The following is a 15,089-nucleotide window of genomic DNA, read 5'->3' as shown; positions in this document are numbered from 1 at the left end:
TAAACAAGTTCTCGCACGTCGTTCGCGTGGAGTCGCCGGACGCTTCTGCCTTCGCAGTCACGACGGCGAGCGGCTTGCCGCGCTTCGGCTGCGTTTGCGGCTCTCCCAACACGTGATCTCAGTCATCGCGGGAGTCTTCGGTGTCCCCCTCGAGGCGAGTTTCCGCACAAGAGAGCGGCCGAAGGCCACTAGGTACACAGGCCGCGCCAGCGGCCATCCTTTTCGAACGCGGAGGACCTGTCTGAGCAGCGAGAGGGGCACCGAAGGCTCTGGCCTCGCCGCACGAGCTAGCGGTAGCTCCAGCCGACGGACATGCAGTCAAGCGGCGAATGAACCGACGTATCCAGACAGCGCCCAGCAATTCCGCGATGAACCTTTTTTCATGCGTGAGGGCCGATCTGCGATAACGCGTTCGGAGCATCCCTAGGTCAATAGAGTTCGCTCATGAGCCTTAGATAGCCGTCCAACGTCTCGACGCTCATGTCTAGCTTTCGCTTATGACGCTTTGCCGCCAGCTTCAGGTCGTAGGCCAGCATGGCGACGGCCGAGTCGAATTCGTTTCCCCTCGCGGGAGCGAGCTCAGCGTCGAAGCGGTCCGACAGTCGTAGCTTTCCTGCGGGGATGCCGAGCTCTTCCGAAACGTGTGTCATCAGTTCTCGGAAAAGGTCGAACGGCATTTGATCAAGGTAACCGGCTTCGTCGTAAATCGTCTGAAGGGGCAATGTCTCTCGGTGGTCGGGGATAGCCATCACGTTTCCGACTCCCTAGGCGCATTACACCGAGGAGGCCCGCACGAGAGCGGCGTACCCCTCGCGGGCATCCGGCCATGCGCAACGAAAGCCAAGCTCGCGCAAGCGCGCGTTGGACAGTCGCTTGTTGCCCACGCCTGCGGGCGCCGGTCCCTCCGGTGGCCGGGGCGCGCCGAGCAAGTCGGCCAGGTGATCGTAGAGAACGTCGATCGGCAACGGCGTGTCGTCGACGCCGAGGTAAACCGATGCAGGCGTCTCCACGTCCAAAAGCATCGCCAACGCCGCCGCCGCGTCATCGACGTGGATCCGGTTGGCATAGACCTGACGGTCGCGCGGCACCCCTGCCTTGCCTTCGCGCAGACGATCGAAGAGCTGCGTACGGCCGGGCCCGTACAGCCCAGCCAGACGCAGACTGACCCCGCCCACGTCGCGCGTGGCAAGCCAGCGCTCCGCTTCCAGCAGCACGCGACCGTTGAAACCCAGCGGCGCGGGCGGCGTGTCCTCGTCTATCCACGCGCCATCGTGCTCGCCATAGACGGCGGACGAGGACACGAACACGGTGCGCCGCGGCGGCGTCGGCAGCGCATCGATCACGTGCCGCAGCCCGTCCACGAACACGGCGCGATACGCCGCCTCGTCGCGCGCGTCGGGGGTCGCTGCGAAGACCAGGGCATCTACCGGAGGGAGACCGGCCAGCGTGTCCGGGCGAAGGAGATCCCCTCGCCGCCAAACGATGCCGTCGCCACCGCTTGCTTCGCTACGCCGCAGGGCGTGAACGCGCCGCCCCTCCGCGGCCAGCCGGCGCGCGAGACGTGTGCCGACATCGCCGGCACCGGCGATCAGGATCGATTCGTATCTGTGCATGGGGCTTGCTAGCATGACGGTGATGAATCCTTCGCCCAACCTGTTCCTGGTCGGCCCCACCGGGGCCGGCAAGACATCGATCGGACAGCGCCTCGCGGCGCATTACGGCCTGCCGTTCGTGGACCTCGACGTCGAGATCGAAGCGCGCTGCGGCATGCCGATCGCAGACCTGTTCGCACGTGAGGGCGAAGCGGTGTTTCGCGCCCACGAATGCGCGCACCTGGACGAGTTTAGCCGCCGCGAAGGGCTTGTGCTTGCGACCGGTGCGGGCGCGGTGCTGGACGCGGGCAACCGCGAGGTGCTGGCGTCGCGCGGCACCGTGCTCATGCTCGCCGTCGATGTCGACGAGCAACTGGAGCGCCTGCGCGACGACACCGCGCGACCGCTGCTCGCGGGCCCCGATCGTCTCGCCCGTCTGCGGGCCCTCGCCGAACACCGCACCCAACTCTACGAGGACGTGGCGGATCTGATCTTCCACGGCCGCCACGAAAGCGTGGATGACGCGGTGCCCCGCGCCATCGCTCTGCTCGAACGCCACTGGAAACGAGACGGATGGAAACGCAGTTGATCGAAACCGTTGAGGTTGCGCTCGCCGGCCGCAGCTACCGGGTACGTATCGGGCCGGGCCTCCTTGCCGACGCCTCGCACTGGCGCTCTCTCGTCCGCGGGAAGCACGTGCTTGTAGTGAGCAACACCACCGTGGCGCCGCTGTATCTCGATGCGCTGGCGAAGGGGCTCGACGGGCTTCATTGGTCGTCCTTCCTGATCGACGACGGCGAGACGCACAAGACCTTCGCCAACGTCGGGCGCGTGCTCGAAGCGCTTGGCGAACTCGGCGCCACGCGCGATGCCTGCGTCATCGCCCTCGGCGGCGGGGTGGTCGGCGACCTCGCCGGATTCGCTGCCGCGTGCTGGATGCGTGGCATCGACTTCATCCAGGTGCCCACGACGCTTCTTGCCATGGTGGATTCCTCCGTCGGCGGCAAGACGGGCGTGAACCTGCCCGCCGGCAAGAACCTGGCCGGTGCATTCCACCAGCCACGCGGTGTGATCGCCGATATCGATGTGTTGCACACGCTGCCGCAGCGCGAGTTCAGGGCGGGGCTGGCCGAGATCGTCAAGGGCGCCGCCATTGGCGATGCCGACTTCTTCGCCTGGCTGGAAGACCACGCCGACGCCATCGTCCGCCGCGACGCCACGCCCCTGGTAGCCGCCATTGCGCGCAAATGCCGCTACAAGGCGGGCGTTGTATCGCGCGATGAAACCGAACAGGGCGAGCGCGCCCTGCTCAACCTCGGCCACACCTTTGGACACGCCCTGGAAACCGCGGGCAACTACAGCGAGATCCTGCATGGTGAGGGCGTGGCGATCGGCATGGTCCTCGCCGCGCGTCTTTCCGAACGTCTTGGCATGGCGTCGGCTGCCGACACGCAGCGGCTGATCGCCCTGCTCCAACGCCTTGGCCTTCCCACCGAGCCGTCGCAGACGCATACGGCAAGCCGCCTGCTCGACCTGATGCGGCTGGATAAGAAAAACACGGCCGGCACCCTGCGCCTCATTCTCTGGCGTGGTATCGGCAAGGCCGAGATCGTCTCGCACGTGCGCGACGAGGACGTGCTCGGCGTCTTGGTGAGACCCTAGGCGAGGCGTGCGAGGCAAGCCACCGGCAAAGCCCCTACAATGATCGGCCCTGCACCCGCCACGGCGCCTTAGATGCGGATCTACCTGCAAACCATGCCCGACGCTGGCGCCGAAGCGCCCCGCTACGTCCAGATCACGCTCGAACAGGATCTGCTCGGTGCGTGGACCCTGTACCGCGAAACCGGCGTGCAAGGCGGCAAGGCCATGCTCAAGCGCGAGGTGTTCGTGGATCGCGAACTCGCGATCGCCGCCTTCACCAAGGCGCGCGACGCACAGCTCAAGAAAGGTTTCAAAGTCATGTTCAGCCAGGGACAGGAGTCGGCGCATGGCCGCTGAACTCCGCAACGACCGCTTCCTCCGCGCGCTGCGCCGCGAGCCCACGGACACGACGCCGATCTGGGTCATGCGCCAGGCGGGCCGCTACCTGCCGGAATACCGCGCCACGCGTGCGAAAGCGGGCAGCTTCATGGGCCTGGCGACGCATCCGGAATTCGCCTGCGAAGTCACGCTGCAACCGCTCGCGCGTTTCGACCTGGACGCCGCGATCCTCTTCTCGGACATCCTGACCATTCCCGACGCCATGGGTCTGGGCCTATCGTTCGAGCAGGGCGAAGGTCCGCGGTTTGCGCGTCCGCTGCGCGATGCCGCCGCCATCGAAGCACTGGCCGTGCCGGACATGGATCGCGAACTGCGCTACGTCATGGACGCCGTGCGCCTCATCCGCCGTGAACTCGACGGTCGCGTACCGCTGATCGGGTTCTCCGGCAGCCCGTGGACGCTCGCCTGCTACATGGTCGAAGGCGAAGGTTCACGCGACTTCGCGCGGGTGAAGGCGCTCGCCTGGAACGAGCCCGCCCTCGCGCACCGTCTGCTGGATACCGTGGCTCGCGCCGTGGCGGCCTATCTCATCGCGCAGGCACAGGCCGGCGCGCAGGCCCTGATGGTGTTCGACACCTGGGGCGGTCTGCTCGGCCCGGGTCCGTTCCGCGAGCTTTCTTTGCGCTACATGGCGCAGGTGGTTGACGCGCTGAAAGCCGATGCCGCCAGCCGCGACCTGCCGGTGATCCTCTTTTCGAAGGGCGCCGGTGGACAGCTCGAAGCGCTCGCCGACACGGGATGCGCCGGGCTCGGCGTGGACTGGACGCTCGACATCGGCGAGGCGCGTCGCCGCGTCGGCGATCGCGTGGCACTGCAGGGCAACCTCGATCCGTCCGTGCTGCGTGCGTCGCCGGAGGTGGTCGCCCGCGAGGCGCGTGCCGTGCTGGATGCCTTTGGCGACCACCCGGGGCACGTGTTCAACCTCGGCCACGGCATCACGCCCGAGGTCGATCCGGACACCGTCAAGGTGCTCGTGGACACGGTCCACGAGCACGGACGCGCCATCCGCGGCTGAGATAACGACGGCGGCCTGGCCGCTGCCGTGTTTCCTCATGGATGGAACGACTGCGAGGCCGCCGCTGGCGGCCTCGCGCGCATCAGAACCGGTTCGGTCCGGCGATATGGCACTTCGCCAACTCACCGCGGGCCGCGTTGGCGCCGTTGGTATCGCTCGCCTGCAGGCGCATTTCGACGATCGTCTGCCAGTTGCGGGCGCACAGGCTGCCGGACTTCGGCCCCATGTCGAACGACTGCTTCGCCAGCTTCTCCGCCAGCGGGTAATCCTGGCGGCGGATGGCGATCTCGGCGCGATCCTGGATCAGCTCCGGCGCATCCGGCGCCAGCTTCAACGCCTGGACCAGCTTCGCGTCCGCGTCATCGTACTTGCCGGCGCGTTCGTCGGACTGCGCGGCATGCTCCAGACCCTGAACGCCCGGGTCGCGCAACGGCGCGACCTCGATGGCGGATTTTTCCCTTTCACCCGCCGCGCGGACCTGGGCGACGATGTCGTAGTTAGGCTTGCTGGGGCGGGTGGCCTGCGGCGGCGACGGCTGGCTGCAGGCGGCGACAAGCGTGGCGGTAACGGCAGCGAAGGCGCAAAAACGAAGGTAATGCATGGGTCAATCCGTAGGATTACTGGGTACGGCCGGCGCGGCGGGCTCGGCGTCGCCGCCGAACATACCTTTGATTCGCTGCCAGAAACAGCCCTCTTCCGCGTCCGGCACGTAGCCTGAGACAAACGGGAATGCTCGGGCGCCCTCACACGAGGGGTCGGTACGCTTGCCGGTCTGCGGATTCACATAGGCCATTTCCAGCCCTTCGCCCGGCGCGGCGGACAGCGGCCGCGTCGGCAGCTTGCGGAACAATTCCTGCCAGACGCGCATGCTGCCGGTGGCGCCGTAGAGGCCCGTGGGCTTGTTGTCGTCGCGGCCCATCCAGACGATGGCGAGGCGATCGCCGGTGAATCCGGCGAACCAGCTATCGCGCTGGCTATCGCTGGTGCCCGTCTTGCCGGCCGCATGCAGCCACGAGAGCCCGGAATTGCCGATGGCCGCAGCGGTACCGCCGTTGACCACCTGCTGCATGGCCCAGGTCGTGAGGCGCGCGGCGGTCTGATACTCGCCGTCGCCACCCTTCACTTCATAGCGTTTGATCGCCTGGCCCTTCGCGTCCATCACGCCGCGCACCGCCACCAGCGGCAAGGCATGACCGTCGGCGGCGATGTACTCGTACAACTGGGCCACCTGCAGCGGCGAGAGATCGATGGCACCGAGCAGTAGCGACGGGCTCGGATTCACGTCTTCCAGCCCGAACGACTCAAGGAAGCCCTTGATGCGCGGCACGCCCACCTGGAGGCCCAGGTTCACCGTGGCGAGATTCCACGAATGGACCAGTGCGTCGAGCATCGGCACCTGTCCGTGGATCTGGCGATCGTCGTTCTGCGGCGTCCACGGCTTGCCGTCCGGCTGACGCAGGTTGATCGGCGTGTCGTCCACGATCGAGGCCAGCGACCAGCGCGACGGCTGCGCGAGCGCCACCAGGTAGACCAGGGGCTTCACCAGCGAACCGATGGGCCGGCGCGCGTCGAGCGCGCGATTGAAGCCTTGGTCGCCCGGATCGCGTGAGCCCACCACGGCAAGCACGCTGCCATTGCTGGTGTCGGTGACGACAGCGGCCGCCTGCGCGGCAGCCCCGCGCTTGCCGAGCGACTTCATGGTGCTGAGGATCGCCTGCTCGGTATAGAGCTGCGCGGCCGGATCAAGGGTCGTGAAGATCGACAGGCTACCGTCGCGCAGCGCCGCCTCGTCGAAATCGGCGGTGATCTGCGAGCGCACCAACTGCATGAACGCCGGGAAGCGATTGTGCGGCAACTGGGCGTTGGCCGCGATGCCGAGCGGCGTCGCCTGCGCGGCCTTGGTCTGCGCATCGTCCAGCAGGCCGGTGTCGTGGAACTGCTGCAGCACGAGATTGCGCCGGGCAAGCGCGCGATCGGGATAGCGGCGTGGGTCGTAGTAGCTCGGCCCCTTCACCAACCCGATCAGCAGAGCGATCTCCTGCGGGCGAAGGTCTTCCAGGCGACGACCGAAGAAGAACTCGCCACCTGCGGCGAAACCATGGACCGCCTGGTTGCCTTGCTGACCGAGGAAGACCTCGTTGACATACGCCTCGAGGATGCGCCCCTTCGAGTAATGCGCCTCCATCAGCAGAGAAAGGATCGCCTCGTTGACCTTGCGCAGCATGTTCTGGCTGCGATCGAGGAACAGGTTGCGCACGAGCTGCTGGGTGAGCGTCGAGCCGCCCTGCACCGTGTGTCCCGCGCGGAGGTTGGCGAACGAGGCGCGCGCGATGGCCGAAAAATCAAGGCCGATGTGATTCTTGAAATCGCGATCCTCGACACCTTGCAGACCCTGCACGAGCAGAGGCGGTACGTTGTCGAGGCGAACGATGCGGCGTTCTTCCTGCTGCGCGCCGTACAAGGTGGCGATGCGCGCCGGATCGAGGTGGATCGACTTGATCGGATTGCCGTTGGTGTCGTCGACGACCGAGGCGACCTGCCCGTCGGACAGCGCGACTCGAATGCGATGCGGCAACTCGCCGCCATCGGGACCGGCGTAGCCGTGGGACGCAATAAGGAAGCGCGATCCGTTCTTCGAATAGCTGCCCTGGATCTTGCCGCCGCCTTCGGTCGTGTACCCGGCGAAGGTCAGTTCCAGTTCCAACGCGGCCGGGGTCATCGGCAAACCCTGCGCCAACGGCAGCGGCCGCGCGTAGACGCGCGTGGGTACCGCGAAGACGAGATCGTTGAAGCGATCCTGCAGGCGTGCGTTGAGGATCAGGGTGTACGGCAGGAGGAAGCCGAACACCAGCCCCATCAGCAGCCAGAAGGGAATGCGCAGCCAGGGCCAGCTGGCGCGCAGAAGGGAGCCGAGGCGATTCAGGAAGGCCAACGCGGGGAGGTCCTGGGGAAGAATACGTGCGGGGATGATAGGGGCAGTCGCCCGGCGCCGATCTGAACGGATGCTGGCAAGGCGATGGCTGCTTGGCTCAACGTGGCGTAAGCCACGTCTCTGGCGTGGGTTGGAAGGCGCGCGGATGGACGCCCAGGCACCGCTCCAGTTCGCGATTGTCGGCGATCAGGTCGCTATCGAGGCGGTGAATAGGCCCTCGCAACGCCGGGGACAGCCATCCGGCCAGGTCCAGCGCCAAGCGAGGCACGGGCACGGGCAGCGTGAAGACGCCCGCGCTGCGCCGAACACGCCTGAACATCTCCGCCGCGCTCATCCGCTCGCCGCCGCCGATGGGAAAGGTCCGCCCCTGCGCCGCCAGGGGCGACGAAAGCGCCGCCACGACCGCTGCCGCAATGTCTTCCGCGTGCACCGGCTGGCGTTGCCCACGGCCTGCAGGGAGCGGGAACAGCCGACGTCGGCGGGCAGTGTGCACGACCGGCGTCAGGCTCTTGTCCACACCCGCGCCGTAGATCAGCGTAGGACGAAACACCGTCCACGGCATGCCGCGCGACGCGCAGGTGGCGACGGTCTTGGTTTCGGCATCCCGCAATCGCCGGGACAGATCGCGCTCGGCGGGAACCTCGGAATCGCGCTTGGTCTCGGCGCTCATCGACGAGGTTGCGATGACGTGCGGCGTGCCCGCGAGCCGCGTTGCCGACAGCCAGGGCGCCAGGTGATCCAGCGGACCGAGGCAGATCACGGCGCGCAACGGCGGCAGTGGCGGCATCGCGTCCGGCAGGGCGCCTGAGATCCAGCGCGAATCGCCGGGTGGTGGGTCGCGGCTCACGGCGAGGTAGTCGAGCCCGAGATCATCCAGTCGCGGCAGCAGGAACCGGCCGATCTGGCCGGATGCCCCGATGACCAGTATCGGCGTCCGCTCGCTCAACGACCCGTCGCAATACGTTCGTAGGCGCTTTGCAGGCGCGGGTCGTTGGGCACGTAGCGACGTGCATGATCGAGCGCCTGGAACGCGCCCGTCCGATCGCCTTGCGACGCGCGTTGCAGGGCGTTGTCGATCCAGGCACTGCCGAGGCGATGGCGCATGTCGGCTTGCGAGGTGTCGCCGGGCGCAAGATCGGCGAGCGTCGCGAAGAGGTTCTCCGCGCGCTGCACGTTGCCGTTCGCGACCGCCTGCTGCATCTGCTTTTCCACCTGCGTGGGGAGCCCCTGCAGACCGGCACGCGCGGCCGGATCGTTGCCGTCGATGGACAAGGCATTGCGGTAAAGGTCGTATGCGCTGTCGCCCGGCGGATCCATGATGTCGCCACGCGACGCTGCCGCCTGCGCACGACGCACGAGGTCGGCAACCCGCGCCTTCTGTTCGGGGCTGACGGCCAGCGATGCTTCGGGCGCCGCGTCGTCGCCAGCCACATGCACACCATCGTTCGATGCAGGGGCCTTGGTTTCACCGCCAGCGATGCGTGCTCGCGCGGCGGCCAATTCGGCGGACTTCGGTGCGAGCTTCGCGGCCTGATCGAGCAGGCGATTCGCTTGATCGTCGTCTTCGCTGTCGATCGCGGCATTGGCCTGGACGATCAATGCCTGCGCTACGCGCCCGAGTCCCGCCTTCGCTTCGGCGTTGTCGGGATCGGCGGCGAGCGCCGCGCGGAAACGTGCCAGCGCGTTGTCGTCGCCGTCGCCCGTGAAGCGCCCCTCGCGCATCGCATCGTTGCCTTGCTGGATGAGCGTGTTGACGGCCTGGTCGTCCTGCTTCCTCGTTTCCGCCAGGGCCGCGCGGAGCGAAGGCAGATCGCCGTAGCCGGGCACCAGGATGGCGATGCGATCCACCAGCGCATTGGCCTTGGCCTTGTCGTTGGAGGCGATGGCCTGGCGCGCCTGCGCGGCGAGCGCATCGCCGACCTTGTCGAGACCGCGCGCCGCGACCGCATTGGATTTGTCCGCATCGAGCACGCGGCGGTACAGCGCACCCGCGCCGTCGTCGCCGTCCAGATGGCCCGCCGCAAAGGCCTGCTGCGCCTGATCGATCAGGGATTCGGTGCGACCTTGCGGATTGCGCGCCTGAGAGAGTCGTTGGCTCAACCGTTCCACATCGCTGCCACCGCCGAGCAATTCGCGGGCGACGTTGAGCGCTGCCTCGGCTTCGTCGAGGCGTCCTGCTTCCAGGGCTGCGTCGGCGCGCGCCACTTCGGCCTGGCCCACGCGACGCAGGCCGTCGCGCGCCTGGTCGCTGTCCGGTTGCTGGTCGCGCGCCTTCTCGAACAGTTCGCGCGCGCTGTCGCCCGCGGTGCCGTCGAGACGACCGTCGGCGAGCGCGCGATTGGCCTGCGCGAGTGTGTCGTTGAGCTCGGTGGCGGGCACCAGATTGCGCAAACGATCCTGCTGCAACCAGAGACCGGTGAGCACGCCGATCAACGCCAGCACCAGCAGAGGAATCAGCCAACCGCGTTTGCGCGGCCCCCGCGGGGACGCAGGCGGTCGGGCACCCGTGGGACGGCGCGGCGCGTCGACCACGATGTGCGGCAGGCCGTCGTCGGGTGGCGTCGCCGGCTTGTCGAGGTCGTCGAGCCGTCCGAGCGTGGGTTCGGTGCGACCGCGCGCGTCGCGGTCGTGGCTGTCTCTGCGTCCGCTCATGAGATTCGATCGTCCATAGGAGCGAGGGAGCTTAACATTCGGGCGTGAACGCTCGTTGTAGAGCGCCCCTGGCCGTTAGAGTTCCACTCGGATGCGGCTCGCCGCCCGCTTGGCCTTCTCCAGCGCCTCTTCGACCGTCGCCGCGCGCGCCAGCGTCACCGCCATGCGTCGGCGACCGCGCACTTCCGGCTTGCCGAAGATGCGAAGCATCGTGCCGGTTTCGGCGAGCGCATCGGCCACGCCGTGGTAGGTCGGTGCGAGTCCTTCGCCCTCCACCAGCACGGCACAGGAGGCGGCAGGCGCAAACGCATGGATCTCCGGCACGGGCAGCCCGAGGATGGCTCGCGCATGCAGCGCGAACTCCGAAAGATCCTGCGAGATGAGCGTGACCAGACCGGTATCGTGCGGACGCGGACTGACCTCGGAAAAGATCACTTCGTCGCCGCGCACGAAGAACTCGACGCCGAACACGCCCCAGCCTCCGAGCGCCGACGTGATGACGTCGGCTTGCTTCTCGGCCGCGGCACGCGCCGCGTCGCTCATCGGTTGCGGCTGCCACGATTCGCGATAGTCCCCGTCTTCCTGGCGATGGCCGATCGGCGCGCAGAACGAAACACCGTTGCGGTGGCGCACGGTGAGGAGAGTGATCTCGTAGTCGAAGTCGATGAAGCCCTCCACGATCACCCTGCCCTTGCCGGCGCGCCCGCCGGATTGCGCATAGTCCCAGGCGGCATCCGCATCGGCGGCGGAACGCACGACACTCTGCCCCTTGCCGGACGAGCTCATCACCGGCTTCACCACGCACGGCGTACCCAGCTCCGCCACGGCATCGAGAAACGCCTCGCGCGTGTCGCAGAAGCGGTACGGCGACGTGGGCAGCCCGAGCTCTTCGGCAGCGAGCCGACGGATGCCTTCGCGATTCATGGTCAGCCACGCCGCCTTCGCGGTCGGCACGACCTTCAGGCCGTCCTTCTCCATCTCGACCAGCGTGGCGGTGTGGATCGCTTCGATCTCCGGCACGACGAGGTCCGGCTTTTCCTGTTCGATCAACGCACGCAGCGCAGCGCCGTCGAGCATGTCGATGACGTGGCTACGATGCGCCACCTGCATGGCGGGCGCGTTCGCGTAACGATCGACGGCGATGACCTCCACGGCAAAGCGCTGCAGCTCGATGGCCACCTCCTTGCCCAGCTCGCCGGAGCCCAGCAGGAGCACCTTGAGCGCGGTAGGGGAATGCGGCGTGCCGAAGGTCTTCATGCGCGGGGTCCGGAATAAGGGGGAACGTCATTCTAGAGGCACGCCCCACCTGACCAAAGAAGTACTTGACTGGGGGCGCCAAAGTGGTGTGATGGTCGCGTCCCCAAAATCCGGAAGTACGCTCATGAGACGCTTTCTTGTCGTCCTCGCCGTACTGTGCGCGATTCCGTCGGCCGTCCTGGCCCAGGAGCGCTGGATGACCGTCCTTCTGGACGGCCGCAAGGTCGGCAGCCTGCGTATCGACCGGCAAGCGGAGGGGGACCAGGTCGTCACCCGGCAGGTGCTCGACTTCCGCATGACCCGCGCCAAGACGCCCCTCGCCCTGCGCACGGAGTTGCGTTCGACCGAGTCGACAGCCGGCAGGCCGCTCGGTTTCTACGCAAGCACGCGCATGTCGACGCAGGAGAATCTGGCCACGGGCGAGGTCCGCCCCGACGGCACCTTCCAGGTTGCCAATACCGTTGGCGGTCAGTCGAAGATCAACCTGTTGATCTGGCCCACGGGCGCCACGCTGGCGGAAGGCCAGCGCCTCGTCATGAAGGAGCACGGCTTCAAACCGGGCACGACCTACCGCCTGCGCAACTTCGATTCGGTCAGGCAACAGGTGGCGGACGTGGACGTCACAGTGGTGGGCGACGACATGGTCGACATGCCCGACGGAGCCCGCGTGCGCCTGCACCATATCCGGCAGGCAATCGCGAACGCACCGGACGATCGCGCCGTGGACGTATGGGTCGACGACGAGGGCTTCATCCAGCGCAGCCTCGCACCGCTGCTCGGCTTCCGTCTGGAGATGGCAGCCTGCGACGCCGCCTGCGCGCAGGCGCCCGACCAGGACATCGATATGCTCCGCGCGGCTATGGTGACGTCGCCGCGTCCCATGGTCCTCGCGCTGCGCTCGGTACCGGTCCGCTACACGATCTCCGTACGCGGTTCGCAGCCGAACCCGTTCATCAATACCGATGAGCAGTTGGTCCGCCCCCTCGGCGACGGTATCTACGTCGTGGACGTCGGTTTCGGCATGCGCCACGGCGACGAGCCCGGTCCGTTGCCGGAAGACACCGCGCCCAACGCCTGGGTGCAATCGGCCGATCCGGATCTCGTCGCCTTCGCCAAGCACGTGGTCGGCGATGCGCAAACCGACCTGCAAAAGATGCGACGCCTGCGCTCCTTCCTCTCCGACTACATCGATGCCAAAGGCCTCGACGTCGGCTACGCCTCGGCACTGGAAACCTTGCAGACGCGGCGTGGCGACTGCACGGAACATGCGGTACTGCTGACCGCCCTGGCCCGAGCCGTCGGCATTCCTGCGCGCGTCGTCACCGGCATCGTGTATGCCGAGCGGATGGGCGGCGCGTCGCGGGTGTTCGTGCCGCATGCCTGGACCCAGGCATGGATCGACCATCGCTGGATCAGTTTCGATTCTGCACAGCGTCGCTTCGATTCGACCCATATCGCGCTCGGTACGGGCGCCGGTGAACCATGGCGCTTCTTCGCCGCCATGAACGCGTTGGGGAATATCCGGATCGAACGCGCCATCCCCGGTTCGAACCTCATCGACCTGCCAGGACCGAGCGATGCCGGTGCCCCGGCAGGCGGCGGAAGGGGCGCGCCCTGACGGTACTTGATAGTGATATCGATTTGATATCAAATGACCCCGCCAACCCAGGGGTCACATCGCCATGAACGAACGTCCCGCCGCATCATTGCCAGGTATTCCTACTGCCGTCGTGCTGCTTGTCCTGATCCTGCTGGCCGCAAGCGCGGCGCTTTATCTCGGCACGCTTGGACGCAGCCCCTTCGCCGCCAGCGGCGTCGTGCTCATTCCGGTCGTTGCGTTTCTCATCAAGGGTTTTTTCCAGGTCCAGCCGAACCAGGGCCAGGTGATGCAGTTGTTCGGTAAATACGCCGGTACCGAACGCCGGGAAGGCCTGCGCTGGACCAACCCGTTCTACACACGGCGACCGGTCAGCCTGCGCGTGCGCAACTTCGAAAGCAGCCGGCTGAAGGTCAACGACAACGACGGCAATCCGATCGAGATCGCGGCCATCGTGGTCTGGCAGGTGGTGGACACCGCGGAAGCCGTCTTCTGCGTCGATGACTACGAGAACTTCGTGCAGATCCAGAGCGAATCGGCGCTCCGGCAGATGGCGCAGAGCTATGCCTATGACGCCCATGACGACAGCAAGGTGTCGCTACGCAGCCACGGCGACGAAGTGAACAATCATCTGCGTCAGGAAATCGAGGCGCGTCTGCAGAAGGCCGGTGTGCAGGTGATCGAATCGCGTATCAGCCATCTTGCTTACGCACAGGAAATCGCCCAGGCGATGCTGCAACGCCAGCAGGCGAATGCCATCGTGGCGGCGCGCGAACGCATCGTGGAAGGCGCCGTCGGCATGGTGGCCATGGCCCTGGATCAACTGCGCGCGCAAGGCGTGGTGGAACTCGACGAAGAGCGCAAGGCCGCGATGGTGTCGAATCTGCTGGTGGTGCTATGCGGCGATCGCGCTACGCAACCCGTCGTCAACGCCGGCACACTGTACAGCTGAACGCGTGGCCGAGAAAAAAGCCTACCCCTTGCGCATCAGCGCAGCCGTCCTCGATGCCATGCAGGCATGGTCCGAGGACGAGTTGCGCTCGCTCAACGCGCAGATCGAATACGTACTGCGCGACGCGCTTCGCCGCAGCGGACGTCTGAAATCGAAGAAGGTCGATCCGGTGGACGATCCCGACGAATGATGCGCGTATCGCCAGCCGTCGAGGCAAGCTTCCATCGCCAGCAGGCTGGCTCCCACCGGCAGGCTCCATTGCCACACCATGGCGGCGAAAGGCCAACAGCACCGGTGGGAGCCACCCTGGCGGCGATAAGCCAACGAAGCGGTGTAGCAGCAGGGCAAGCCCCGATCGCCAGCGGGCTGGCTCCCACCGGCAGGCTCCATTGCCACACCATGGCGGCGAAAGGCCAAGAGCACCGGTGGGAGCCACCCTGGTGGCGATAAGCCAACGAAGCGGTGTAGCAGCAAGGCAAGTTCCCATCGCCAGCAGCCTGGCTCCCACCGGCAGGCCCCATCGCCACACCATGGCGGCGAAAGGCCAGGAGCACCGGTGGGAGCCACCCTGGTGGCGATGAGCCAACGAAGCGGTGTAGCAGCAAGGCAAGTTCCCATCGCCAGCAGCCTGGCTCCCACCAGCGGATCCCTATCAATCGCGGTTCGCCCGCAGCGCGAAGCCGAGCGCAAGCCAGCCCACAATGAATGCCACGCCGCCCAGCGGCGTGACGGGTCCAAACCAGCGTGGCGCCCCGAGCGCCAGCGCATACAGGCTTCCGGAAAAGAACAGGATGCCCAACGCAAAGGCGCTTTGGGCGACCTGACGAGCACGGCTCGCGGGCAGAAGACAGGTCGCCAGCAGGGCCAGCGCGTGCCAGAAATGGTATTCCACGCCCGTGTGCCACGTCGCCAGCGCAGACGCGTCCAGCGTGTTGCGCAGGGCGTGCGCGCCGAAGGCGCCGAAGGCCACGGCGGTGGCGCCAGCGGCACCGACGAGCGCAGCGGTGGCGTTACTGACACGGTGTCGCATGCGCGGATTTCCTGGACAGGTG

15 protein-coding genes are annotated in these 15,089 nt (G+C 66.8%); 7 read left to right on the top strand and 8 right to left on the bottom strand.

Annotation, left to right across the window (positions count from 1 at the left end):
* Nucleotides 1-428: 428 nt before the first annotated feature.
* Nucleotides 429-749, bottom strand: coding sequence for a hypothetical protein (locus IM816_RS04600; RefSeq protein ID WP_250339955.1), 321 nt, complete (start codon nt 747-749; stop codon nt 429-431).
* 24 nt (nt 750-773) lie between these two features.
* Nucleotides 774-1,613: an NAD-dependent epimerase/dehydratase family protein gene (locus tag IM816_RS04595; protein ID WP_250339954.1), complete on the bottom strand. Its 840-nt coding sequence runs from the start codon at nt 1,611-1,613 to the stop codon at nt 774-776.
* A 22-nt stretch (nt 1,614-1,635) separates the two neighbouring features.
* Here IM816_RS04595 and IM816_RS04590 point away from each other — a divergent pair, with 22 nt between their 5' ends.
* The 4 genes from IM816_RS04590 to hemE all read left to right on the top strand — a co-directional run bounded on the left by IM816_RS04590 (nt 1,636) and on the right by hemE (nt 4,647).
* Entirely contained in the window at nt 1,636-2,181 is a 546-nt protein-coding gene (locus IM816_RS04590) for a shikimate kinase (RefSeq protein ID WP_072323199.1), read from the top strand.
* Nucleotides 2,166-3,254 (top strand): 3-dehydroquinate synthase, encoded by a 1,089-nt coding sequence (aroB, locus tag IM816_RS04585; protein ID WP_250339953.1) that lies wholly within the window; start codon nt 2,166-2,168, stop codon nt 3,252-3,254. Before IM816_RS04590 ends, aroB begins: the two co-directional genes overlap by 16 nt.
* A 72-nt stretch (nt 3,255-3,326) precedes the next feature.
* Nucleotides 3,327-3,590, top strand: coding sequence for a WGR domain-containing protein (locus IM816_RS04580; RefSeq protein WP_072322901.1), 264 nt, complete (start codon nt 3,327-3,329; stop codon nt 3,588-3,590).
* Complete coding sequence (gene hemE / locus IM816_RS04575; RefSeq protein ID WP_250339952.1) at nt 3,580-4,647, top strand: uroporphyrinogen decarboxylase; 1,068 nt, start codon at nt 3,580-3,582, stop codon at nt 4,645-4,647. The genes IM816_RS04580 and hemE overlap by 11 nt, the downstream gene beginning before the upstream one ends.
* An 82-nt stretch (nt 4,648-4,729) precedes the next feature.
* Here hemE and IM816_RS04570 read toward each other — a convergent pair whose 3' ends face one another.
* From IM816_RS04570 to purT, 5 genes are all read right to left on the bottom strand, one after another.
* A complete protein-coding gene (locus IM816_RS04570) occupies nt 4,730-5,248 on the bottom strand; it encodes a tetratricopeptide repeat protein (RefSeq protein WP_250339951.1) in 519 nt (172 codons plus the stop codon).
* Between the two features lie 3 nt (nt 5,249-5,251).
* Nucleotides 5,252-7,579, bottom strand: a complete 2,328-nt coding sequence (gene mrcB, locus IM816_RS04565; RefSeq protein ID WP_250339950.1) for a penicillin-binding protein 1B — start codon at nt 7,577-7,579, stop codon at nt 5,252-5,254.
* Between the two features lie 97 nt (nt 7,580-7,676).
* Complete coding sequence (locus IM816_RS04560; RefSeq protein ID WP_250339949.1) at nt 7,677-8,525, bottom strand: SDR family oxidoreductase; 849 nt, start codon at nt 8,523-8,525, stop codon at nt 7,677-7,679.
* Entirely contained in the window at nt 8,522-10,231 is a 1,710-nt protein-coding gene (locus IM816_RS04555; RefSeq protein ID WP_072322897.1) for a hypothetical protein, read from the bottom strand. The genes IM816_RS04560 and IM816_RS04555 overlap by 4 nt, the downstream gene beginning before the upstream one ends.
* A gap of 75 nt (nt 10,232-10,306) precedes the next feature.
* Entirely contained in the window at nt 10,307-11,488 is a 1,182-nt protein-coding gene (purT, locus tag IM816_RS04550) for a formate-dependent phosphoribosylglycinamide formyltransferase (RefSeq protein WP_250339948.1), read from the bottom strand.
* A gap of 124 nt (nt 11,489-11,612) precedes the next feature.
* Between purT and IM816_RS04545 the strand changes: the two genes are divergently transcribed.
* The 3 genes from IM816_RS04545 (at nt 11,613) to IM816_RS04535 (ending at nt 14,227) form a co-directional block, all read left to right on the top strand.
* On the top strand, nt 11,613-13,106 hold the full coding sequence (locus IM816_RS04545; RefSeq protein ID WP_250339947.1) for a transglutaminase-like domain-containing protein: 1,494 nt from the start codon (nt 11,613-11,615) through the stop codon (nt 13,104-13,106).
* A 64-nt stretch (nt 13,107-13,170) separates the two neighbouring features.
* Nucleotides 13,171-14,037 (top strand): SPFH domain-containing protein, encoded by an 867-nt coding sequence (locus tag IM816_RS04540; RefSeq protein WP_250339946.1) that lies wholly within the window; start codon nt 13,171-13,173, stop codon nt 14,035-14,037.
* Nucleotides 14,038-14,041: 4 nt separating this feature from the next.
* Nucleotides 14,042-14,227, top strand: a complete 186-nt coding sequence (locus tag IM816_RS04535; protein ID WP_072322893.1) for a type II toxin-antitoxin system antitoxin — start codon at nt 14,042-14,044, stop codon at nt 14,225-14,227.
* A 462-nt stretch (nt 14,228-14,689) separates the two neighbouring features.
* On the opposite strand, the gene IM816_RS04530 is transcribed toward IM816_RS04535, so the two are convergent.
* Nucleotides 14,690-15,067, bottom strand: coding sequence for a DUF423 domain-containing protein (locus IM816_RS04530; RefSeq protein ID WP_250339945.1), 378 nt, complete (start codon nt 15,065-15,067; stop codon nt 14,690-14,692).
* Nucleotides 15,068-15,089 lie beyond the last annotated feature (22 nt).

Source organism: Luteibacter flocculans (assembly GCF_023612255.1).
GTDB lineage: Bacteria > Pseudomonadota > Gammaproteobacteria > Xanthomonadales > Rhodanobacteraceae > Luteibacter > Luteibacter flocculans.
Note: the sequence above shows the minus strand (reverse complement) of the source record. Positions and strands in the feature narration are given on the sequence as shown.